The organism is Weissella koreensis KACC 15510, assembly GCF_000219805.1.
Taxonomy (GTDB): Bacteria; Bacillota; Bacilli; order Lactobacillales; family Lactobacillaceae; genus Weissella; species Weissella koreensis.
This window is the reverse complement of record NC_015759.1, coordinates 1,336,654-1,358,872: the sequence shown is the minus strand read 5'-3', so window position 1 is coordinate 1,358,872 and position 22,219 is coordinate 1,336,654. Positions and strand designations below refer to the sequence as shown.

Below are 22,219 nucleotides of genomic sequence, written 5' to 3'. Positions count from 1 at the left end.
TAATTATAAAAAACTTTCAATTAATTTTAGTCCAAGAAATCACGTAATTGCTTTGAACGCGTTGGATGGCGAAGTTTCCGAAGCGCCTTGGCTTCGATTTGACGAATTCGTTCTCGCGTCACACCAAAGACTTTACCAACTTCTTCTAATGTTCGAGTCCGGCCATCTTCTAATCCAAAGCGCAAACGTAAGACGTTCTCTTCACGATCAGTTAGAGTATCTAGTACTGATTCTAGCTGTTCCTTCAACATTTGATATGCGGCGGAATCAGCTGGTGAAACAGCTTCATTGTCTTCAATGAAATCACCTAGATGTGAATCATCTTCTTCACCAATTGGCGTTTCTAAGGAAACTGGTTCTTGCGCAATTTTAAGAATATCACGAACTTTTTCTGTCGCAATATCCATCTCAGCCCCAATTTCCTCAGGAGTTGGTTCTCGTCCCAAATCAGAAAGCAATGATCGTTGGATTCGGATTAATTTATTAATCGTTTCCACCATATGCACTGGAATTCTAATTGTACGAGCTTGGTCGGCAATTGCGCGAGTGATCGCTTGACGAATCCACCATGTGGCATAAGTTGAAAATTTGAACCCCTTACGGTAATCGAACTTCTCAACTGCCTTCATCAAGCCCATATTTCCTTCTTGAATCAAATCCAAGAATTGCATTCCACGACCAACATAACGTTTTGCAATTGAAACCACCAAACGCAAATTAGCCTCAGCCAATTCTTGCTTAGCAGATGCATCACCCTCTTCAATACGTTCGGCCAATGCAACTTCTTCTGGACCTGTCAATAAGCTAACACGGCCAATCTCTTTTAAATACATACGTACAGGATCATTAATTTTAATCCCAGATGGTGCTTCAGCTGCTTGCTTTAATTCTTTTTCACTTAAAGCCGTCTTTTTATTATTCAAAGCACGCATAGCTGGTTCACCTTGTTCATCAACAATGGCAATCCCAGCTGCTTCGACCTTATCATATAGTTCATCAATTTGGTTAGCATTTAAATTCCAACGTTTAACCAATGTTTCATGCAATTCATCTTCTTTAATTGTCGTTGATTTTTTGTATTCTTTTACAAGATCCTTAATCGCTTTGTCAAAACCTTTTTGATCAAAATCTACATCAGTTTGCTCTACTTTTTTAGGCATACTATCGCTCCTTAATTGTTTAAAAATTACTGTTGATTAGATTGTGCTGCTTGCTTTTCTCGTAATAAAGATAAAACTTCAAAGCTTAATTGAGTCGCTAAAACTTCATTATTAACTTGCTTAGCCTCCAACAACTCACGTTGTTTTTGTTTAATTTTTTCTTCAAGCGGCGCTCGATTTAATAACACACCAATATACTCGTCCACTTGATCTAATTCCTGCATCATAGCATCATCAATTTGATCTAATTGTGAAAGCACTCTAACTAAATCCGGTTCCTTTACAAAATCCATAAAATCAGCCCAATTATCAATTTCTTGAATCTGATTCTTTTGTTTATAGCCATCAGCTAGCATAAACAAAGTTTCATAAACCACATCAACAAAATGAAAATCAAGCCTACTAGTAACCTTTAACCAAGCATCTTGATGTTTTAACATCCAAGTTAATAAAATTTGTTCAGCCTGCTCCACCTGAGATAAAACCGGTTTTTCGACCAGGTTTGGCGTTTCTAATATTGGAACGTAATTATCTTTTACCCGAGTATTTTCTGTCTGCCTGGAGACTTGTTGCTGCATCATTAAGTTGCGCAATTGCTCTTCTAAGCCAGAACTGCTTACATTAAACTCTGTTGCTAACTGTTGCATATAGGTTTGACGCACTAATGGTTCTTTCACTTGTGCAAGTACTGGTAAAACTTGCTCAATATAATTGAAAATATCACTTTGATTGCTTAAGTCATAGTCCTTACGAAGATAGTTCAAATTAAACTCAACCGGATCTTTTAAATTACGAGTCAAAACTTCTCGCAAAGCGTCGATTCCTTGACTACGTAAATATTCATCAGGATCTTGTCCATCAGGAATATTAATAATTTTAATTTTTAATGAACTATTTTTGTTAATTAGGTCAATTGCTCGATAAGTAGCTGCTTGTCCAGCTGTATCCGCATCATAAGCAATATTAATTTCTTCGGCGCTTTGACCTAATCGGCGAACCTGAGTTTTAGTAAGACTTGTCCCCATTGAAGCAACTCCATTATGAATTCCTGCCTGAAAAGCGGCAATAACATCCATAAAGCCTTCAAAAAGAATGACAACCTTACTTTTTTTAATTGTTGTCTTAGCTAGATCAAAATTAAATAACTCTTCTGATTTATCAAACAAAGCACTTTCGGGACTATTCATGTACTTAGCGATCGTCGTATCGTTTGACATTCGACGACCGGAAAAAGCAATTGGTGCGCCTTCACGATTTCTAATCGTAAACAATATGCGATCAACAAACCGATCATGCAGCGTTCCATCATCCCAAACAATAAATAGTTCTGATTCACGCATCAACTGATAATCTACTTTTTTTTCATTAAAATAATTATATAAAGCATCACCTTCCGGCGCGTATCCAAGCATGTAAGCATCAATCGTCGTATCATCAAGCCCCCGTTGATGCAGATACTGTAAGGCATCATCCCCAATTTCGGCATTAACCAATAAATAATGATAAAATTTAGTCGCTTCATCATACAATGCTAGAAGATCGCGTTGATGTTGTGAAATTTGGCGTTTCTCATCTGAACTCACTGTGTAAGTTGAGTCAAGTTCTATCCCTGTCATACTTGCCACTTTAGCAACAGCTTGCGGGAAAGATAATTCTTCTTTTTCCATTAAAAAAGTAAAAGCATTTCCACCACGTCCACACGAAAAACAATGAAAAATCTGTTTTTCTTCATTAACTGAAAACGATGGTGTTCGTTCTTCATGCCATGGACAACGGCCGAAGAGGTTCCGTCCTTGTTTTTTTAAAGCCACATAAGGGCTAACCACATCAACAATATTCACACTTTGCCGAATATTTTCGACTAATTCATCTGGAATTGAGATTGCGATGATGACCCCTCCTCATTTTTTTACACCAAATAAGCAACCTTAAGTATGACATTTATCATCATACTTTGTCAATGATTTTAAGAGCTTAAATCCGTTGTCAAACCTTAATTTATCATCACTCCTATTTATAGTTATAAGTAACAATAATGATTGATGAATTCTACCCTAAATTCAAGAAATTTAATAGGTACTTTCTGTTTATTAATACTACACTATATGTCAATATTACAAACAAAAATATACATAGCACAAGAATGGATTAATCATTTAATTAATGCGTTTTTCCCCTTCATAAACATGGCCTTTAGAATAAATCAATTTATCCTTATGCTCAATTGTTTTTAATTGTTTTTTTGACAGTTCGACCTTATGCCATTTTCCGGTTTTATCTTTTACCCTTATAAACTCTTTATCATTTCGACTATGATGAGTAAGCAAGTTCCAAAATATCAAATTTCTGAAAAAGCTGGATTGATTATGGCGATAATGTATAGATTGTCTGCGATTATTATTATGTTGACTAATTTTTGAACGATCATTAGTTCTACTATTACCACTCCGGACTGATTTTCTTGAGCTAATATGATTTATCGTATGAGTAGTAACATGAGGTGTTATATGCGGAGTTGTGTGCATTGATACCAATAAAACTGGTAAAATCACAATCCCTAAAATTCTTTTATTCATTATTTAATCTCCATTATTTAAATTTTATAATTATGTATATGATACGGCTTTATTATAGCCAATCTTTATGAATAAACAATATTTTAATTTTACTAATTTCAGCAAAAATAACCGAACCACAATATCATCATAATCAATAGTTTCCTGTATCATTTGCCATTGCAGAAAATGTGTATCACTGTATAATAAGCTTCTAATTGTTGGCATTAAATTTTTATCGCTATACTACAATATTCAACATCAGCAATCTTCGATACAAAAGGTGTCTCTTATGGATAGTATTATTGTCGTTACATCTGAAAATATCGCAAATTATGAGGTAATCGTAACATTAGGGGGAGGTATTCGATCTAACAACACGTTCACGAAATTTATTTTCTAGTTTCGGCCAAGATATGAAAATAATTATTGATGGCGAGATCAAAGGTTATACTAAGCTCCAAGATATTGCCCGTGAAGAAGCAATTCAAAGAATGCGTGACCATGCCCAATCACTTGGTGCTAATGCAATCATTATGTTCCGATTTGATTCTTCATCTGCAACAATTGGCGACTCAGTCATTGCTTATGGTACTGCCGTTAAAATTAAACCAACCAACGAATAAAATATCAACTTATCATAATATGTAATATTATGAAATAACGCTTAACCAAAAAATCGTTAAATTGTAATACGTTGCTTAAAATAATTTATTTAAGTGGTAACAATTTTACTGTATAATCAGGCATTATCAATTAAAATTAAGCTTTAATTAACATATTTAGGCTATTCTTTGGCATAATAACATTTATAAATCTAGTGGAGGTCACATATGACCAATCAAAAACTTCCCTCACGAAACGAAAAACATAATAAAAAATCAATTAAAAAGCAATCTAAAAACAAACATCTTTTACTTAAATGGTTTGGATTCCTCTTAATAATAATCATCACGGTTGGTTGCCTATTTAAATTACAAATTTTCGTCATTCACGGAGAAGCTAAGACCTATCAGCTCTCCAATGGCCAGAGTGTCCAATTACAAAAAACAAACTTCAAAACATATTTAACTGCAACCAATACTAATAAAAAAATCACTGGACTTCAAACTTTAAATAATAAACAATATTATTTTGATCCTAAAACTAATGAAATGGTTTATGGGTTAAAGAAAATTGATAACAACTACTATTACTTCACTAAAGATGGTTCTGATGATGCCATTCAAGCATACGAGCATGTATCTAATAATTTAAAATCCGATAATCCCATTATCGAAAAAGCTATCTCTTCTGGTTCAAAATTAATTGGTAAAAGTCCCTACGTCTATGGTGGTGGTCGAACTGAATCTGATATTAAGAAAAACCGGTTTGATTGTTCTTCGTTTGTTTCTTGGTTTTACCGTCAGGCAGGTCAACCACTCGTAGTTCAAGCCTATACTAGGACCTCACTATTAGCTACAACAGGGACTTCATATACTTGGTACACAAAAGAGCGTGGCGACCTTTTAGTCACCCCTGATGGATATCCTGAAGAACGTCAACACGTAGCTATTTATCTCGGTGATAATTTTATTTTGCATGATGCTGCTTCTCAAAATGGAGTAACTATTACTCGTTTAGATCAATTAGTTAATCCAAAAACTTCAAAAACATTGACTTGGGAAAAACTATTTAAACCAGGTTACGTCCAACGCGAAGTTTAGTTTCTTAAATATAAACTAAAAAACTCTTATCCTCAGTTAGCGCTAGGATAAGAGCTTTTATTTTAATATGATCATTTTTATTCAAAATGACTTAATTCGCCTTCATTTGTAAGGGCATCTTTACCATGCTGCTTAGAATAATAAACAAATCCATCTGCACGATCATAAATTTGCCGAGCATTAACATCCGAATCAACATGAACCATCGTCATCCCCATCGAGATAGACAAATGTATATCAGAATTATCTTTCTTAATATCTATTTGATGAATACGTGAACCAATTTTTCTCACTAGAGTCTCTGTCCGTTCATTCTCATGTTTCCGAATCAACATTCCAAATTCTTCACCACCTAAACGATACAATTTACCACCTAAATAACTACGATTTAATTCATCTTGTACCGCCTTAGTAACTTCTTTTAGAACTTCATCACCCATTAAATGTCCATATGTATCATTGAACGATTTAAAATTATCAATATCGAACATGACAAAAGCCAAACTAAAATTATTTTCAATACTTTCCATAAATAATGTTGTAAAATCTTCGTTAAATGCCTCACGATTAAAGGTCCCCGTTAAAAAGTCCCTGTTTATTTCATCCATCATTTTATGATAATTATTCCATCGCTTTAAAACAATTTGATTAATAATCAAAACTACACTTATGAAAACTATAAATTTCAAAACTAAGGCTATATACATCATAACAGTTAAATCTTTTGATAAAATCAACATTAACCACCAAGCATTAGCAAAACATAAAACTGATATTATTTTCAAATACCAACTACTAACAATCTTTTTAGCATTTCGTTGAATTAGAAACATTACAATAATTGCTAATATTAATCCAAAAACACCAAGGATCAAATGTGCTATGGGCAATTTATAAGCCCCATCGCATATAAAGAAGACTGCGAGTACAATGGCCAATCCACTATCTACATAAACTTGAACCTTAGTATTAAACATTAGCAAAAAATAAAACATTAGTATCAATTGTAAATTCGATTCATATAACCCAAAATTATCAACTCTTGTTAATCTCCAATACATTTGGAGCGAAAGGACCGCCATTAATGGAATAAAGCCTGCAATCACAGCTGTCTTTCGTTGCAATTTTCGATTTTGAATAAAGTTTTCATCTAACATTCCAACAGCAATATAACAAATTAGAATTAGCCCAAAGACAATAAAAAGGCCTTCAAAACTAGAAGCATAAAAAACATGAATAAACACATCCAAAAATTGATCAATTGTGTTTAGTATACTATTCAACATACATTTATCTATTCTCCTTTTTTATATTTATTTATTTAATTATAAAAATTACACAACAGTTCATTATAAATTAATTAACAGTATATATTTTTCTGTTTTTGCATAAATTAATGCATTTTTTGCCACTAGCTTACTTTTCGTAATAACTAAAGTCAAAAAAATGACGACAGGCGAATTTCACCCATCATCATAAATATATCAATAAATGATTTTAATTAATAACAAAGCCAGCAAGACTTGAAAAATAATCGTCATAAATCCATATCCTAAATACTTTAACCCCGAATTAGCAATCGTTTTCCATTTTAGATTGAGACCAATTCCTGCTAAATTAATTACTCCAAAGAATCCAGTAATTGATTTTGCTCCTGTTACTACAGAATTAGGAATATTAATTAAAGAACTAATAATTAATAAAGCGATGAAAGTATAAATAAACCAAGGCACTAGCTTATATATCTTTAGGTGATTGGTATCTTTTTTCATAGTATTAGACTGGTTCTTTAAACTATCTCTTTTCACAATCGTTGACATGGTTAAAACAACCACTGCCAACATAATAACTCGTAACATTTTATACAATGTTGCATAATCAATTACCTGCGGATTAACTAACGATGCCGTTCCAATTACCTGTCCAACCGATTGAACTGTCCCACCAATCAAGGCACCTATTAATAGGTTGTTGCCATGAAAAATAGCTGGTCCAATAACCGGCAACACAAACAATAGAACAACACCTGAAAGTGATACAGTGGCTACCGCTGTTCTACGCTGCGTATCAGTAGCCCCGATCTCTGGTGCCACTGCTGCAATAGCACTAGACCCACAGACTGCATTACCAGCTCCCATCAACATTCCCGACTGTTGGTCTACTTTGAAAATCCATTTTCCAATCCACATAACAAACAAGATCGTAGCAGGCATTAATATAATTATATACAAAATTCCTTGCCAACCTAAAGATTGTATAGTTTGTAAAGTGACTTCAATCCCCAAAAGAGCAATTCCAATTTCAATCGGATATTTCTCGGACCATTTAATTCCTGCTGCTAATTGTGGCTTATTAAACAAAGTATTTCCTAAAATAATTCCTAAAATTAATGCAATTGCTTCTGCCCCTAAACTTGGCAAAAATGTACTTAAAAATTCTGATACTATTGATACCAAAATAGTTACTAAAATTCCCCACCACATATTCTGTTTAATTCTCATTTACTCCTTCTCCTCACAATAATGCTGTTTAACATTACTTACTTTAAGCTTCTTAGTGCTATTAGTAAAATAGATTGTTATAATGATTATCATTAATATTTATAATAACGATTGGAAATAAATCATGTTTGATCTTTTTAAAACATTCATAACTGTTTATGAAACAAAAAGCTTTACCCATGCCGCCCAAAATCTATTTATCTCACAACCTACAGTAACTGTTCGCATTCAAAAATTAGAAAAAGAATTAAAGGCTACTCTATTTTTAAGAGATCAAAATCATCAAATTATTCCAACAGAAGCAGCAACTTTATTCTATCCTCAAGCCATTGCCCAATTAAAAGATTGGCAGCAATTTAAAGCTAATATGCATCAACGTTCGGCGAATAAAATGCCTTTTAAAATTGCAGTTTCACACAGTGCGGCCACTAGCATTATGCCAATTATATTCAAAGTCCTAGAACCATATCTAGATAATCTTGATCTAACCATCGAGATGCAAAATTCAGAAGAGGTTTTTAAATTAGTCTGTAATCATAATATTCAATTTGGTATTATTGAAAAGCCTATTCGAGGAGATCAAACACAAAGTTTCGCTCTGTTCCAAGATGAGCTTGTTTTGGCTGGTCCTCAAAACACCGGTAATTTCTTTATTCGTGAAGAAGGTTCTGGAGTCAGCCACTATACAAAACAATATCTAAAATCTTCTTCTTTACAAATTGATCATTTAATTAGTATGAATAGCAATGATATGATCGTCGCACATATTAAAGCAGGATTAGGTGTTTCACTTATTTCTAAGCGATTCGTGGATCAAGATACTATTTTTCAAGAATTGAATGCTCAATATCAACGTGTCTTTTACGGTCTAGCTTATCTAGATGAGCGTGACCCTCTCGTATTAAAAATTATCGATGATATTAGGAAAACCAAAAATATATAATTACCGATATAAGTGTTTGATATAAAAATTATATTTATACAACAAACATGATGTCGCCTGTATCTTTTAGACTCAATTCCCTAAATTAAATTCCAACTATAACTTAATAAAAATGAAAAAGAGGTATTATCACTAAATACCTCTTTAACATAAGATGATTCAATTTTTACCATTAATTATAAATAAAAGCTATTTAGTGAAATATTATCTTCCCACAGTTGCGCCTGTAGTTCCACCAACACTATTATCGCCACTATTAGTGTCAACATCATCTTGATTTGAAGATGTTCCATCATTACTACCAGTTAGAGTATTATTGGCTGTAGACGAAGGAGCGGTAGATGATGCTACTGGTTGTTGAACAGTAGCAGGTGTTGTTGTCCTAGTAGTATATGCTGGCGTTACAGTAGATGAAGACACAGATTCTACTTCCGATTCACTTTCTGCTTCACTGGAGTTTTCCTCTGAAGATGATGATTCCGAATTATCATCTTCACCATCACCAACTACAATTTTAATTTTCTTAGTTTCATTACCATTCTTAGCTTCAACATAATAAGTACCATTATTTTTTAGAACTAAGATGTAACGACGTTCTTCGGTAGATGTTGTCCAATCAATCGGCTTAATCACATCATCATCACCAGTCACATTAGCCGACGTATTAGCTGATAAAGTTACTTTTAGTTTAGCTTTACCATCCTTCAAGGATAGTTCGGTATTATTAACCTTAACAAAATCTTTATTTGGTGTCTCCACCGTTGAATCTTGATTTGATGATCGATCACTTGTAATCTTGAAATATCCACCACCAGCACCAATAACAATAATTGCAACTAACAATCCAATTGTAAATTTCTTACCTATACTCAATGTTACATACCTCACTATAATATGCTAATATGCAGAAAATAACTTTTTCTTATGTATTTTAGATTCTTCAAAGCGAACCAGCTTATTCCCGTTCATCAATGCTTTAGCATTTTTTTCAAATAGAACAGGCATTTGATCGCCCGATTTTTTACCTAATTTTTCAAACGCGGCAGCCATTTGATACTGTCGTCCTGAAATATGATGTGCGTCTGATGCAAAGACATGAGCCAAACCAGCATCAATTATATCTTCACTAAATTTCATGACTGCTTTCCCAAAAGTACCCATATAAGAATTAGCAGTAACCTGAGCATAAGCACCCGAAGAAACAATTTGATACAACAGTTCTGGCTTTTTCATAAATTGCGTATTACGCTCGGGATGAACGACCACCGGAATTTTACCCATTTGTTGTAACTTAAATAACAAATCCATCGTATAACTTGGAACATCATCTGAAGGAAACTCTATCAAAATATATCGTCCTTCTGGATCGGTTGACAAAATATCATTGTGTTCAATAGCTCTCAGTAAGTTTCCATTGATTCTAACCTCTTGAGAAGGAAAAACATTCAATGGAATATTAGCCTCTTGCAAAGCTACTTGGAATTGCGCCGTTAAATCAACGACATCCTTTGCATGATTTATGTATCGCCCATTCATGTGATGCGGGGTCATCAGAGCATCTGTAATACCGTCCTCAACTGCGGCCCTAGCCAAATCCAAAGAATCAGCCAAACTCTTCGAACCATCATCGATATTTGGTAATAAATGACTATGTACATCTATCATGATTTTCTCCTTTAAACTTATTACTATATATATCACATTCAGACAGAAAAAAGTAGTATGAAATGAAAAATACATTTCTGTTACATCAACTTAATAAAAGCGTTAGTTAACTTAATTACAAATTATTAATATCATTATTTACATCGTCTTCAATATCTTTATTAATATCTTTTACCATCAAAACATTGAGCACCGTACGTAATAAAATAGTTAAATCCCCTAAGAGAGTTATATGATTTGCATAAGCATTATCAAGTGCTGCTTTTGTTTCGTCCGAAATATTATTCCTACCATTAATTTGAGCTAACCCAGTAATACCTGGTCGAACTAAATTAGCTCCATTTTTTTCACGAAGCTTAACTACATACAAATCACTATCAGAAAGTGGCCTTGGACCTACAATACTCATTTCACCTTTAACAATATTCCATAATTGTGGTAGTTCGTCTAATGACGTTTTACGTAAAAAACGTCCAACTGGAGTTACGTAATCACCAATATTTTTAAATTCTTGGTTTGATATCTCAGGCGTATCTACTCTCATTGAACGAAATTTATACATCGTAAAAATTTTTGAATTTATTCCATATCTCTTTTGTGCAAAAAATACCGGTCCATTCGATGTCATTTTAATACATAATGCCTCAATTATCATTGGAATAATCAAGATCACCAACATACACAAAGCAATTATTGTATCTAGAAAACGTTTTGCCCGCCTATACATAATAAACTCCCAACCTAACCCTTAAAAATTTATATTTTACTTCGTCTCCCCGTATCCATAACCATAACCATAACCATAAGCACTATCTTTCTCTTCTTTACGGTCAACACGTTCTACGACACCCAAAATTTTAGTATCAGCCATTTTTAAATTTTCAACCGTTCGCTTGATATTTGCTTTCAAAGTTTTACCAATCTTAACAGTAATCACTACTCCATCAGTATGCTGACGCAAGACCATAGCATCAGTCACTGCCAAAACCGGAGGAACATCAAAGATAATAATATCATAATTATTACGCATCCATTTAACTAAGGGAGTCATACGATTAGAACCTAGTAATTCTGAAGGATTCGGTGGCACCGGTCCTGATGTCAAAACTTCCAAATTTTCAATGAAAGTTTTTTTGACAATCTCTCGAGGTTGATCGCCTTTAGCTAAGATCGTCGTCAACCCATTCGTATTCCATAGATCAAATGTTGAATGAGCCGTTGGACGACGTAAATCAGCATCTACATATAAGACTTTTTTGCCAGCCTGAGCCCAAGTTACCGCTAAATTACTTGACACCATTGTCTTACCATCCGACATTTCAGGGGACGTTATCATAATAATTTGAAAGTTGTCGACTAATTCTCCTGAAAATTCAATATTCGTTCTTAACGTTCTGAATTGTTCAGAAATAACATTTTTTGGTTCCACGAAGGTAATTAATCGTGCGCCATTGTTTTGCGTTTCATTATCTACTTTTTTATTTTTATTAAAATTTAAAAAACTCATAAATGACTCCTTTCAAGCCTCAAAAAAATTAGCTACATGTAAGTTAAGCACTAGTGCATCTCATTTTGAATGGCTATTCCATCCTCAATATCTAATCGGCCTTCTACATAGCTAATCTTTCCCAAATTAATTAATTGAAGTTCATCAGTTAAGAAATCAACATCTTTAACGGTTCGATCAGTTAATTCTCTAATCACTCCCCAGATAAATCCAATCAAAACACCTAAAATCAAACCAGCTAACGTTATTAATTTAACATTAGGTGAAACAGGTGTATTTTTAACAGTTGCTTTCGACACAATCGAAACATTAGAAATACTCATAATAGAAGCCACTTTATTTTTAAAAGTTTTAGCAATTGCGTTAGCAATATCTTTTGACATCTTTGCATTATCAGACTTTACTGTTATTGAGAAAATTTGTGAGTTTTGTTGATTTGAAACAGAAATCATCGATCCCAAAGTATCAGCATTAATTTCTTTTGTCGTATATTTACCCGGAACTTCTTTATATTCATCCGGAGTATCATCAGACCCTTTTTTAGTTTGAATTTGTTGAGTTTTTGTTAAACTGTCCACAACTTCATTTAAAATGATAGGTCTAGTAATAATGTCTTTATATGTATTAATCAACTGGACGTCAGCTTGCTGGTCTGCATATTGTGTTCCACCATTCTGACCATCCTGTTTCCGATTAACCAGCAATGAAGCTGATGAGCTATATTCTGGTTGAATCATAAATTTTGAAACTCCAAATGCAATCGCACCAAAAACGACACCCATTACAATCATCAATTCCATATGACGACGAATAATTACCCAAATACGAGTTAAATCAATTGTGTTATTCATGTAAATCCACCCTACTATAGTTTTATAATTTATACCAAAATTAATATTAATTATACACTAAATAAAATCTAATCCAATATAAAAATAGAAATAAACTAGAATGCTGTTTCCCCATTCAAATGAAAAAGGACAATCATTCATAAAGATGATTGTCCTTTTTTAGGTTATTTTGATAATTTTTACATATCATTTTATTAGATTCTAAAGACGATTCCAGTGAATTGAATCATTAAATTATCATTTTAATTTTCATTCATTGCTGTTTCAATTTCATCATGAACTCGTGTAATCTCACTCTGTGGAATCACTTGATACGAAACACCATTTTCCATAATTCCCTGACCCATAATTTGATCAGTTTTAATAGTATTAGCTGCCTTGTTATACTTCAAAGCAAGGTTTTGTAATGATGATTGAGAGATATTTGATCGCACGTTATCTGAAACAGATGCCAAGAAATCACTTGATAATACAGAGGTTGGATTTTTCTTTAATTTATTAATAACTGCTTCAACCACTAATTGTTGACGTTGTTGACGTCCATAATCACCTTGAGGGTCTTCATGACGCATCCGTGAAAATGCCAGTGCTTCTGCTCCATCCATGCTATAACTTTGACCGTTGGCAAATGAATATCCTTCATAATCGAACGTCAAAGGTGCAGTTACATTCACTCCACCAACGGAATTAACTAATTGTTTCAAACCATTCATATTTACCAATAAGTAACCATCAAGTTTAATATCCAATAAATCTTCAACAGCACTGATTGCTGATTCTGAGTTACCTTCAGCATAAGCAGCATTAAGCTTAGCTGTATGACCATTTAATTGAATTTTAGTATCTCGTTCAATAGAAACCAAGGTAGTTTTTTGTGATTTTGGATTAACGGTCATGACCATCATTGTATCTGTCCGACCTTTTTCACTACGACCGAGTGCTCCTGTATCAGTTCCAAGTAACAAATATGAAACAGACTGACTAGCACCAGTTTTTTTGTCGGAGGTCTTACTCAAGTCACTATCTAAGGAATTAATTTTAGAAGTTGTATTGTGTAATTGGTAGAATGCATACCCACCAAATCCAGCTCCTAAGACTACAATAATTCCTAAAATACTTAACAAAAATTTTTTCATGATTTTCCCCAATTCTTTTTGAATTAGACTTATTATAACCTAATGTTAAAATATTACAAAAATAATTTAGCATTATCATGATCCTATACCATATTTTTAAGGCCACAATTTAATTATGACCTTGTTTTAAAAAAACTAATAAAATTTTATTAAATTCATCGAATGATTCTAAATGTGGCACATGTCCAACTCCCATAAAATGATACCCAATCGATTTAGCATCACCTTGCAATTTCAAGGCAACTTCAGGATAATCTGATGGATATAAAGGTGAGTCATCCCCCGACAAAAACAAATGCGGACGATATTCAAGCGGCAAAACATCTCGCCAATCTTGTACAAGTCCATCTAATAATAAGGGACGCGTTAACTTAAAATCGAACGGAGTATAGTAATCTGATAAATTTCTTTTAATTTCATCTGTTAAATGCTTTTTTGTTAATTTAATACGTGGAAAACGGTCTGTAAAGCTCGCTAATTGTGTCATAGATGATTCCTTCAACCCAGTCGTCCAGGTTCCCTCATTGAGCAATTTGGGTGGCTGATCTTCTGTAGTTAAACTAATCACCTTTTGGTTACCGAAGAGAGATACATAAATTTCAGCAACACTAGCGCCCATTGAGTGTCCAACAACATGAAATTTTTTAACATTAACTGTTTTTATCAATTCTTGCACGTCCATAGCTAAGCGAGCAATTCGCAATCCTTGAAGCGTTTTATCACTATTTCCATGGCTACGGTAGTCCATCCGTAAAGTCCGATATCCAGCAGTATTTAATGCCTCAACTTGTGGTAACCAAGTTGAAATATTACTAGAATATCCACCAAGGAGCAATACAACCTGACCATCAAATGGTCCATCCCACTGATAATGAATTCTAATTCCATCATTAGTTTTGAAAAATGACATTAATTAACCCTCCCAGTCTACATTACATAGTTCTTTTTATTTTATTATTGATTCCAACTATAAAACTAAAAATTATCTTAGTCTAAATTTTTAAAACTTACAAATAGTATTAAATTAAATTTATTAACATTATAGATATACCTATTTAAAAGTATCCGATAATAAAAAAAGTCACTGCATCTCAAAACTTTGATGTAGTGGCTCCCTAATTTTAAACACTTGATATCAGATTTAAATTTATATAAGAATAGGTTTTACTCTTCCCATAGCCTTCAAATATGAATTCCCATTCCATCTGCGACTTCTGCTGCATCCATAATCGCCTCACCCAAAGTGGGATGCGGATGGATAGTTAGTGAAATATCTTCAGAAGTCAAGCCATTCTCAATTGCCAATGATAGTTCTGAAATCAAATCTGAAGCACCAGGACCTACAATTTGTGCTCCCAACATTGCTTTAGTAGTTTTATCTGTAATCAAACGGATAAAACCAACACCTGCATCCATAGCTAAAGCTCGCCCGTTAGCTGCAAAAGGAAACTTAATAATTTGCGCATCAAGTTGATTGGCTGCAACAGAATCCGGTGTTTCTCCAGTTGAAGCTAATTCAATATGCGTATAAGCAACAGATGGCAATGAATAATGTATATCATGGGCATTATCAGCACCACTAATAGCTGCAGCTGCAACTTTACCTTCAAAGCTAGCCTTATGTGCCAAAGCCGGTCCAGCCACGATATCACCAATAGCATAAATATGTGGAACACTGGTACGCATACTGTCATCAGTCTCTAATAAACCATGTTCACCTTGCTTAATATCTGTATTATTTAAGCCCAAAGTATCAGTATTAGCTTTTCGACCAACAGATACGAGCAAATAATCACCAGTCACCGTTTGTTCTTGACCATCAACTTCAAAGGTCAAAGTTACATCTTGATCCGTTTGTGTTGCTGATTTTGCCATTGCTGATGTAAAAATTTCACCACCGTGCTCTTTAAAGTCCTTAATGACTGGTTTAGTCATTTCAGCATCAAATCCATTTAACGTATGGTCTAATCCTTCAATGATAGTTACTTTAGATCCTAAATTAGCATATGCACCACCTAATTCAGAACCAATCACCCCACCCCCAATAACAATTAAATGCTTTGGGATTTCTGGAAGACTCAATGCTCCAGTTGAATCAACAATACGTCCTCCAAATTTAAAACTCGGGATCTCAATAGGCCTTGATCCAGTTGAGATAATACAATCATCAAACTGTAAAAGTTGATGTCCATCTTCTTGGACCACATTTAAAGTTTCATTATCATTGAAACTTGCCTCACCTTTAATAATATTAACATGATGCTTTTTCAATAACATTGCTACACCACCTGTCAATTTTTCAACGACTTGATGTTGTTTCCAAGCTTGTGTTTTTTGCCAATCTAATTTACCAGTCATTGTTAACCCAAATGGATTTTCTTCCTGTGTTTCTCGATAATGATGACCTACGTTAATCAACGCTTTTGATGGAATACAACCAATATTAAGACAAACTCCACCAATTTGGTCCCGCTCAATTAGCGTCACGTTTTGACCTAATTCAGCTGCCCGAATAGCAGCTACGTAACCGCCTGGGCCTGAACCAATAATAACGGTTCCTACTTCTGTTGCCTGTGCTCCTACAACCATTTCACTACACCTCCATTAACATAAATGCTGGATCAGATAACAATTGCTTTAAATAATTCATGGCATTTTGTGCTAACATACCGTCAATCAACCGATGATCATAACTTAAGGAAAGCTTCATATTTTGTCCAATACTTAGTTCACCTTCTGCGTCAACAATTGGCTCCTTCAAAATTGAACCTAAGCCAAGAATCATAACTTCTTGTCCATTAATGATTGGTGTAAACCAAGTTCCGCGAGCAGAACCCAGATTTGAAATAGTCATTGTACCACCTTGCATTTGTGCAGGCTTAATCGAATTATTACGAACTGCTTCTGCTAATTCACTAATTTCTTGTGCGATTGCTTGAATTGATTTACTTTCAGCATGGGCAATTACTGGTACATATAATCCAGCGGGCGCATTAACAGCAATTCCCATATTAACAGTGTTATGATATACAATTTCCTTAGTATTCATATCTAATGAAGAATTTAATTCAGGGAATTTTTTCCCTACAGCAGCCATTGCTTTAACGGCATAAGCTAAATAAGTTAGGTGTATTCCCTGTTCCTTCATCTGATCTTTGAAAGCTTTTCGATGCTGGACCAACTTAGAAACTTCAACACTATCGAAGTTAGTAACAGTCGGGATTGTTTCATTCTGGTGTGCCATAGCCTTAGCAATTGCCTTACGAACACCAGTCATTGGCTGACGTCCTTCTTTTGTTTCAGGTGCATGAACAATCGGAGTTGGTTTAGCTTCCACTTCAGCTATAGGATTTGATATTGGAACATTTTTAGTTTCTGTTGACGATGTTTGATTTTGAGATACAGTTGATCCAGAAAAATTCTGAACATCCTGCAAAGTAATATGCCCATGTCGTCCTGTTGCTAACACTTGGTTCAAGTCTATTTGATGTTCTGCTGCATAATGACGAACAGATGGCATTGCTAAAATTTGACCATTTGATGCCATAACCGGACTTTTAACTTCCACTTGATTTGAAGTTGGCGTAGCTTCTGTGACATTAACTGTCGTAGCCTCATCTTGTTTTGACACTTGTTCTTGTTTTGGTTTTACATCTGAACTTCCACCTGTTCCGTCCCCATCAAATTCAATCAATGGATCTCCAACGGAAACCGTAGTATTGGGATCAACAAATAGTTTTGTCACCTTCCCTGCATATGGTGATAATATTTCTTGCATTAACTTATCATTTTGGACTTCGGCCACTGAATCATCAACTGCGACCTGATCACCCACTTCAACAAGCCAATTGGTAATATCACCTTCAGCCATTCCTTCACCAATATCGGGCATTTTAAAAATTTCAGTCATAATTTACTACCTCCTTAGCTTTGGCTACTACATCATCTGCTTTAATCATCCAATCATTCTCGGCTTGCCCAAAGGGATAAACGGAATCAGGTGCTGCAACACGGCCAATGGGAGCTTTTAAGCTAAGGATAAATCTTTCTGAAATTTCAGCCATAACCGTTGCACCGATTCCGGCCATTCGCTGCGCTTCTTGTACTACCAAGACGCGGCCAGTCTTTTGAACCGATTCACCAATCGTTTTAATATCAATAGGTGAAACTGTCCTCAAATCAACTACCTCTGCATTAATCCCCTGCTTAGCTAGTTCATCAGCCGCTTTCAATGATACTGGCACTGAACCACCATAAGCAATAATCGTAATGTCATCGCCCTCGCGTGCAATAGCAGCTTGATCAAGTGGCGTGGTGTAATAGCCTTCAGGAACCTCGCCTTTTAATGAACGATACAAGTGTAGGTTTTCCAAGAAAACAACGGGATCGTTTGATTCGATTGAACTTAACAAAAGTCCCTTCGCATCTGCCGGATTAGCAGGCATAACAACTCGAATTCCGGGGACCTGAGCAACCATCCCCTCCAAGTTATCTGCGTGCATCTCTGGGGTCTTCGTTCCACCACCGTATGGTGAACGGACCACAATTGGCATATTACGCGTATTATTAAAGCGATAACGAGTTCGAGCCATTTGTCCTGCGATTGAATCCATTACCTCATAGACGAATCCAAAGAATTGAATTTCCATAATTGGTCGATAATTTTGTATAGCCAATCCCATTGCTAATCCACCAATTCCTGATTCAGCCAATGGTGTATTAAATACACGATCCTCTCCAAATTTTGCCTGTAGTCCGTCAGTTGCTCGGAAAACTCCACCATTTTTACCAACATCTTCTCCAAAGATTAATGTATTTTCGTCCTTTGCTAGGGCTAGATCCAAGGCCTCTTGAATTGCCGCAATATATGTTTTATTAGCCATAATTACTTTCCCTCGCTTTCAAACTTTTCAATCTGTTCTTGCATTGCTTGGCTTGGAACTTCTAAGGTGTTTTTAATAAAGTCCGAAATTTTTTGCTTTTCAATATTGTCAGCAATTTTAATTTGGTCATCAATTAATGCATTAACTTCATCTACATAAGCCTGTTCCTTATTTTCATCCCAAATACCCTTTTCAGTCATAAACTGTCGCATCCGAATCAATGGCTCACGCTTCCACCAGTCATCAATATCTGATTGATCACGATAACGTAATGGATCATCCCCAGCCGTTGAATGTGGCTCCAAACGATTTGTTAAAGTTTCTATCAAAACTGGGCCGTTTCCAGCAACTGTCCAGGCTCGGGCTTTCTTAGTAGCTAAGTACATGGCGAGTGGATCGTTTCCATCGACCACCATACTTGGTAGTCCTGAAGCCCAACCTTTAGCTGCCAAATGCTGGGCTGCCGTTTGTAATTTACGTGGTGTAGATATAGCATATCCGTTATTTTGAACAAAGAAGACTGCATTAGCCTTATACGCAGATGCAAAATTAATTCCTTCGTAGAAATCACCCTGTGATGAACCTCCATCACCGGTGTAGGCATATGCTACAGCGTCCTGTTTGCGTTTCTTAAGTCCAAGTGCCGTTCCAGCCGCTTCAACATATTGAGCTCCTATAATAATCTGTGGCATCCAAGCATTAACTGGTTGACCATCTTCAGTGGTCATTTCATTTCCCTTAACATGTCCTCGTGACCAAAGTATCGCTTTCCAAATTGGCCAACCCTTTACAATGATTTCTGGAATATCACGATATCCTGGGAAAAGCCAATCTTCATCTTTAAAAGCATACGAAGATGCCATTTGTGATGCTTCTTGACCAGCAGTCGGAGCGAAGAACCCGAAACGTCCTTGTTTAGCTAATTTGGTTGAGCGAATATCTAATTGACGGCTCAAAATCATCCGTTGCATAATTGCAATTAAATCTTCATCACTAATATCCGCTTGTTGAAATGTTTCTTCATCGATGATCTTTCCATCATTATTCAATAACTGGAGAGTCGGAAAAGCCTCATCTTGCTGCTGAAGTTGGTAATCAAAATCTAATATTTTTGCATTCTTTTCTGTTATATTTGCCATTTCGGGCTCCTTTCTAATCTACATTGTCACCAACAAAGAGGTTTGTCAGTTCTTGATTTGTAATTCCGCCAAAATACTGACCATCTTGATTAGTCGCTAAGACCTTTTCAACCGCTTTTTTTTCAAAGGGTACCCCAACGAAAAGGTCTTTGATTTCACGCCAATCACGTACCCCTAAGAAATCACCTTTAAAGTTAATATCTTGGATAATACCTTGCGTCACATTGACTTGAACATCAATACTACCGCCCGTAAACTTAGCATGGTTTTCAAAATCAAATTTTGGACTATTTCCATAGTTCCAATCCCAAGTCGCAAATTTTTGATCTCGTAAATTTTTAATTCCTTCTAATTGTGCTGGTGATAATACAATTTCATCATCTTGACCTCTATTCGTTAGAAAATAACGTAACTCATCAATAAATTTTTCAATTGTGAGGTCTTTAGGAGCATAGTCTTTAATATTACCGACACGTGCACGTACTGACTTAGCTGCCTTTGAAATGAATTTTTCGTCAGCAACATTCAATGCATGCACCATTGCATCAACATCAGTATTCCAAAGTAAGGTTCCATGATGCATTAGGTACCCACCAGCATAACGTTGAGCATTTCCAGAAATTTTTTTACCATCCACTTCTAGATCATTACGCCCCGTGATTTTGGCATCAATCCCCAATGAATGTAAAGCCTCATACATTGGTTGAACAAACTGTTTAAAATTAACGGAACTACTCTTTTCGACTGGAACAAAAAAGGTAAAACAAATATTACCTAAATCATGATAGACCGCACCACCGCCGGAAACGCGACGAACAACTTGAACATGGTTTTTATCAATATAGTCTTGATTAATTTCACCAAAAGTATTTTGATTTTGTCCTACAATCACGGCACGTTTATTTTGCCATAAAGCGAATACTGGCTCAGTTGGCTTTAGATTATCTAATAACCAGCTATCCATCGCGATATTATCATAGGCATCTTGGCCCAAATAATTGATGTACCTCATAATTTCAACCCCTTTGCATATACTAATGAAAGCGCTTACTCTTTCCTACAATTTCAGTATATCACATATTAAATAGGTACGTTACGATAAAATGTAACGTTTCAAGCTATATAATTTATATATTAAATTTTATTGATCATTTTCTTTATATCTAATGTTTTTAATATTAACTATTGTTGTAAACACTACATGCTTAAATAATAAAAACATCTATTTTTAATCAAAAAAGCCAAGCTAGTTTTTAAACTAACTTGGCTTCATAATTTTAATTTTCTAATTCAAAGCATACTTTTGAATCGCCTTCGCTACTCCGGAATGATTATTATCATCCGTCATGACATTAGCCAAATCCTTAATCTCAGGAATTGAATTACCCATTGCAACTCCCAAGCCAGCAGCTTTAATCATCGTTACATCATTAGCCTGGTCTCCGATCGCCATGGTTTCTTCCACAGCAACATTAAGATAATCAGCTAACGCAAGTAAAGCATTCCCTTTAGAAGTTTCTTTGTTAACAAATTCTAAATTATTTGCAGTCGAACGAATTACCGTAACTTGTTCTTCAATCGATGTTGGAATAATCCTCTGAATTCGATCTAACTTTTCAGAATCAGCATTGGCAATTGCCTTAATTAAGTTAGTATCTTCTAAATCAATATCTTTTTCCAAAACATGTAGTGGTAAGTTAACTAGGTAATTTTCATAACTAGCCCACGGATCAATCAAAGTAGTTGTCGTATAAGCTTGATCTTGATCCTCTGCTTGAAGATAAATACGCTGGTCATGCATAAATTGATTAATTTCAGTCCATTCATCCAAAGTTAAAGCTGAGGAAAAAAGAATCTTTTGACCATCAGCAGTCTGCATTAATCCACCATTATGCGTAATGACATATTGATCACCACCATCAATTCCCAATTCATTCAACAGAGGCTTAACACCTGATAACGGGCGACCAGTCGTGATGACAATTTTGATGCCTTGATCTAATGCATCGCGAATAGCTGCCTTAACAGAGGATGTAACCTCATGCTGATCATTTAACAAAGTACCATCAATATCAATTGATATAATTTTTATATTATTCATACTGTCATCCTTTACTTTACCATCACCACAAAATTATTAAGTAGTTTAATCCAGTTAATATTATATCATTTC

20 protein-coding genes and 1 pseudogene are annotated in these 22,219 nt (G+C 34.9%); 3 read left to right on the top strand and 18 right to left on the bottom strand.

What is annotated here, in order from left to right; genetic code table 11:
• Positions 1-26: 26 nt before the first annotated feature.
• The 3 genes from rpoD to WKK_RS07015 form a co-directional block, all read right to left on the bottom strand.
• Positions 27-1,160, bottom strand: a complete 1,134-nt coding sequence (gene rpoD, locus WKK_RS06595) for an RNA polymerase sigma factor RpoD (RefSeq protein WP_006845320.1) — start codon at positions 1,158-1,160, stop codon at positions 27-29.
• Positions 1,161-1,186: 26 nt separating this feature from the next.
• Positions 1,187-3,037, bottom strand: a complete 1,851-nt coding sequence (dnaG, locus tag WKK_RS06590; protein WP_081461286.1) for a DNA primase — start codon at positions 3,035-3,037, stop codon at positions 1,187-1,189.
• Between the two features lie 279 nt (positions 3,038-3,316).
• Complete coding sequence (locus WKK_RS07015) at positions 3,317-3,736, bottom strand: hypothetical protein (protein ID WP_013989837.1); 420 nt, start codon at positions 3,734-3,736, stop codon at positions 3,317-3,319.
• 271 nt (positions 3,737-4,007) lie between these two features.
• On the opposite strand from WKK_RS07015, the pseudogene WKK_RS06585 reads away from it, so the two are divergent.
• Positions 4,008-4,341: pseudogene (locus tag WKK_RS06585) on the top strand (heavy metal-binding domain-containing protein).
• 207 nt (positions 4,342-4,548) lie between these two features.
• Positions 4,549-5,421 carry a C40 family peptidase gene (locus WKK_RS06580; protein ID WP_013989835.1) on the top strand — a complete coding sequence of 291 codons (873 nt, stop codon included), beginning with the start codon at positions 4,549-4,551 and terminating at the stop codon, positions 5,419-5,421.
• A 77-nt stretch (positions 5,422-5,498) separates the two neighbouring features.
• On the opposite strand, the gene WKK_RS06575 is transcribed toward WKK_RS06580, so the two are convergent.
• Both WKK_RS06575 and WKK_RS06570 read right to left on the bottom strand, forming a co-directional pair.
• The gene (locus WKK_RS06575) at positions 5,499-6,707 is read right to left on the bottom strand and encodes a GGDEF domain-containing protein (RefSeq protein ID WP_013989834.1); all 1,209 of its coding nucleotides are present in this window, start codon (positions 6,705-6,707) and stop codon (positions 5,499-5,501) included.
• A 198-nt stretch (positions 6,708-6,905) separates the two neighbouring features.
• Entirely contained in the window at positions 6,906-7,922 is a 1,017-nt protein-coding gene (locus WKK_RS06570; RefSeq protein WP_013989833.1) for a YeiH family protein, read from the bottom strand.
• Between the two features lie 124 nt (positions 7,923-8,046).
• Between WKK_RS06570 and WKK_RS06565 the strand changes: the two genes are divergently transcribed.
• Complete coding sequence (locus tag WKK_RS06565; protein ID WP_013989832.1) at positions 8,047-8,865, top strand: LysR family transcriptional regulator; 819 nt, start codon at positions 8,047-8,049, stop codon at positions 8,863-8,865.
• Positions 8,866-9,069: 204 nt separating this feature from the next.
• Here WKK_RS06565 and WKK_RS06560 read toward each other — a convergent pair whose 3' ends face one another.
• From WKK_RS06560 to WKK_RS06500, 13 genes are all read right to left on the bottom strand, one after another.
• Positions 9,070-9,738, bottom strand: a complete 669-nt coding sequence (locus WKK_RS06560) for a hypothetical protein (protein WP_013989831.1) — start codon at positions 9,736-9,738, stop codon at positions 9,070-9,072.
• 24 nt (positions 9,739-9,762) lie between these two features.
• A complete protein-coding gene (locus WKK_RS06555; RefSeq protein WP_013989830.1) occupies positions 9,763-10,530 on the bottom strand; it encodes a tyrosine-protein phosphatase in 768 nt (255 codons plus the stop codon).
• Between the two features lie 115 nt (positions 10,531-10,645).
• Positions 10,646-11,257, bottom strand: a complete 612-nt coding sequence (locus WKK_RS06550) for a sugar transferase (RefSeq protein WP_006845310.1) — start codon at positions 11,255-11,257, stop codon at positions 10,646-10,648.
• A 36-nt stretch (positions 11,258-11,293) separates the two neighbouring features.
• Positions 11,294-12,037, bottom strand: a complete 744-nt coding sequence (locus WKK_RS06545; RefSeq protein ID WP_013989829.1) for a CpsD/CapB family tyrosine-protein kinase — start codon at positions 12,035-12,037, stop codon at positions 11,294-11,296.
• A 50-nt stretch (positions 12,038-12,087) separates the two neighbouring features.
• Positions 12,088-12,888 carry a YveK family protein gene (locus WKK_RS06540; protein WP_013989828.1) on the bottom strand — a complete coding sequence of 267 codons (801 nt, stop codon included), beginning with the start codon at positions 12,886-12,888 and terminating at the stop codon, positions 12,088-12,090.
• Positions 12,889-13,130: 242 nt separating this feature from the next.
• Positions 13,131-14,024, bottom strand: coding sequence for an LCP family glycopolymer transferase (locus WKK_RS06535; RefSeq protein ID WP_013989827.1), 894 nt, complete (start codon positions 14,022-14,024; stop codon positions 13,131-13,133).
• A 109-nt stretch (positions 14,025-14,133) separates the two neighbouring features.
• Entirely contained in the window at positions 14,134-14,934 is an 801-nt protein-coding gene (locus WKK_RS06530) for an alpha/beta fold hydrolase (protein ID WP_013989826.1), read from the bottom strand.
• A gap of 272 nt (positions 14,935-15,206) precedes the next feature.
• Complete coding sequence (gene lpdA / locus WKK_RS06525) at positions 15,207-16,613, bottom strand: dihydrolipoyl dehydrogenase (RefSeq protein ID WP_013989825.1); 1,407 nt, start codon at positions 16,611-16,613, stop codon at positions 15,207-15,209.
• A 4-nt stretch (positions 16,614-16,617) separates the two neighbouring features.
• Positions 16,618-17,934 carry a 2-oxo acid dehydrogenase subunit E2 gene (locus WKK_RS06520; protein WP_013989824.1) on the bottom strand — a complete coding sequence of 439 codons (1,317 nt, stop codon included), beginning with the start codon at positions 17,932-17,934 and terminating at the stop codon, positions 16,618-16,620.
• The gene (locus tag WKK_RS06515) at positions 17,927-18,907 is read right to left on the bottom strand and encodes an alpha-ketoacid dehydrogenase subunit beta (RefSeq protein WP_013989823.1); all 981 of its coding nucleotides are present in this window, start codon (positions 18,905-18,907) and stop codon (positions 17,927-17,929) included. Before WKK_RS06515 ends, WKK_RS06520 begins: the two co-directional genes overlap by 8 nt.
• A gap of 2 nt (positions 18,908-18,909) precedes the next feature.
• A complete protein-coding gene (locus WKK_RS06510; protein WP_013989822.1) occupies positions 18,910-20,046 on the bottom strand; it encodes a thiamine pyrophosphate-dependent dehydrogenase E1 component subunit alpha in 1,137 nt (378 codons plus the stop codon).
• A 13-nt stretch (positions 20,047-20,059) separates the two neighbouring features.
• Positions 20,060-21,058, bottom strand: a complete 999-nt coding sequence (gene lplA / locus WKK_RS06505; RefSeq protein ID WP_006845301.1) for a lipoate--protein ligase — start codon at positions 21,056-21,058, stop codon at positions 20,060-20,062.
• A gap of 273 nt (positions 21,059-21,331) precedes the next feature.
• Positions 21,332-22,147 (bottom strand): Cof-type HAD-IIB family hydrolase, encoded by an 816-nt coding sequence (locus tag WKK_RS06500; RefSeq protein WP_006845300.1) that lies wholly within the window; start codon positions 22,145-22,147, stop codon positions 21,332-21,334.
• Positions 22,148-22,219: the final 72 nt, after the last annotated feature.

Coding starts and splice junctions, on each gene's coding strand:
- WKK_RS06515 (WP_013989823.1), bottom strand. CDS start 18,907: ATGGCTAATAAAACATATATTGCGGCAATTCAAGAGGCCTTGGATCTA.
- WKK_RS06545 (WP_013989829.1), bottom strand. CDS start 12,037: ATGAGTTTTTTAAATTTTAATAAAAATAAAAAAGTAGATAATGAAACG.
- WKK_RS06535 (WP_013989827.1), bottom strand. CDS start 14,024: ATGAAAAAATTTTTGTTAAGTATTTTAGGAATTATTGTAGTCTTAGGA.
- lpdA (WP_013989825.1), bottom strand. CDS start 16,613: ATGGTTGTAGGAGCACAGGCAACAGAAGTAGGAACCGTTATTATTGGT.
- WKK_RS06580 (WP_013989835.1), top strand. CDS start 4,549: ATGACCAATCAAAAACTTCCCTCACGAAACGAAAAACATAATAAAAAA.
- WKK_RS06520 (WP_013989824.1), bottom strand. CDS start 17,934: ATGACTGAAATTTTTAAAATGCCCGATATTGGTGAAGGAATGGCTGAA.
- WKK_RS06570 (WP_013989833.1), bottom strand. CDS start 7,922: ATGAGAATTAAACAGAATATGTGGTGGGGAATTTTAGTAACTATTTTG.
- rpoD (WP_006845320.1), bottom strand. CDS start 1,160: ATGCCTAAAAAAGTAGAGCAAACTGATGTAGATTTTGATCAAAAAGGT.
- WKK_RS06540 (WP_013989828.1), bottom strand. CDS start 12,888: ATGAATAACACAATTGATTTAACTCGTATTTGGGTAATTATTCGTCGT.
- WKK_RS06555 (WP_013989830.1), bottom strand. CDS start 10,530: ATGATAGATGTACATAGTCATTTATTACCAAATATCGATGATGGTTCG.
- WKK_RS06565 (WP_013989832.1), top strand. CDS start 8,047: ATGTTTGATCTTTTTAAAACATTCATAACTGTTTATGAAACAAAAAGC.
- lplA (WP_006845301.1), bottom strand. CDS start 21,058: ATGAGGTACATCAATTATTTGGGCCAAGATGCCTATGATAATATCGCG.
- WKK_RS06530 (WP_013989826.1), bottom strand. CDS start 14,934: ATGTCATTTTTCAAAACTAATGATGGAATTAGAATTCATTATCAGTGG.
- WKK_RS06500 (WP_006845300.1), bottom strand. CDS start 22,147: ATGAATAATATAAAAATTATATCAATTGATATTGATGGTACTTTGTTA.
- WKK_RS06510 (WP_013989822.1), bottom strand. CDS start 20,046: ATGGCAAATATAACAGAAAAGAATGCAAAAATATTAGATTTTGATTAC.
- WKK_RS06575 (WP_013989834.1), bottom strand. CDS start 6,707: ATGTTGAATAGTATACTAAACACAATTGATCAATTTTTGGATGTGTTT.
- WKK_RS07015 (WP_013989837.1), bottom strand. CDS start 3,736: ATGAATAAAAGAATTTTAGGGATTGTGATTTTACCAGTTTTATTGGTA.
- WKK_RS06550 (WP_006845310.1), bottom strand. CDS start 11,257: ATGTATAGGCGGGCAAAACGTTTTCTAGATACAATAATTGCTTTGTGT.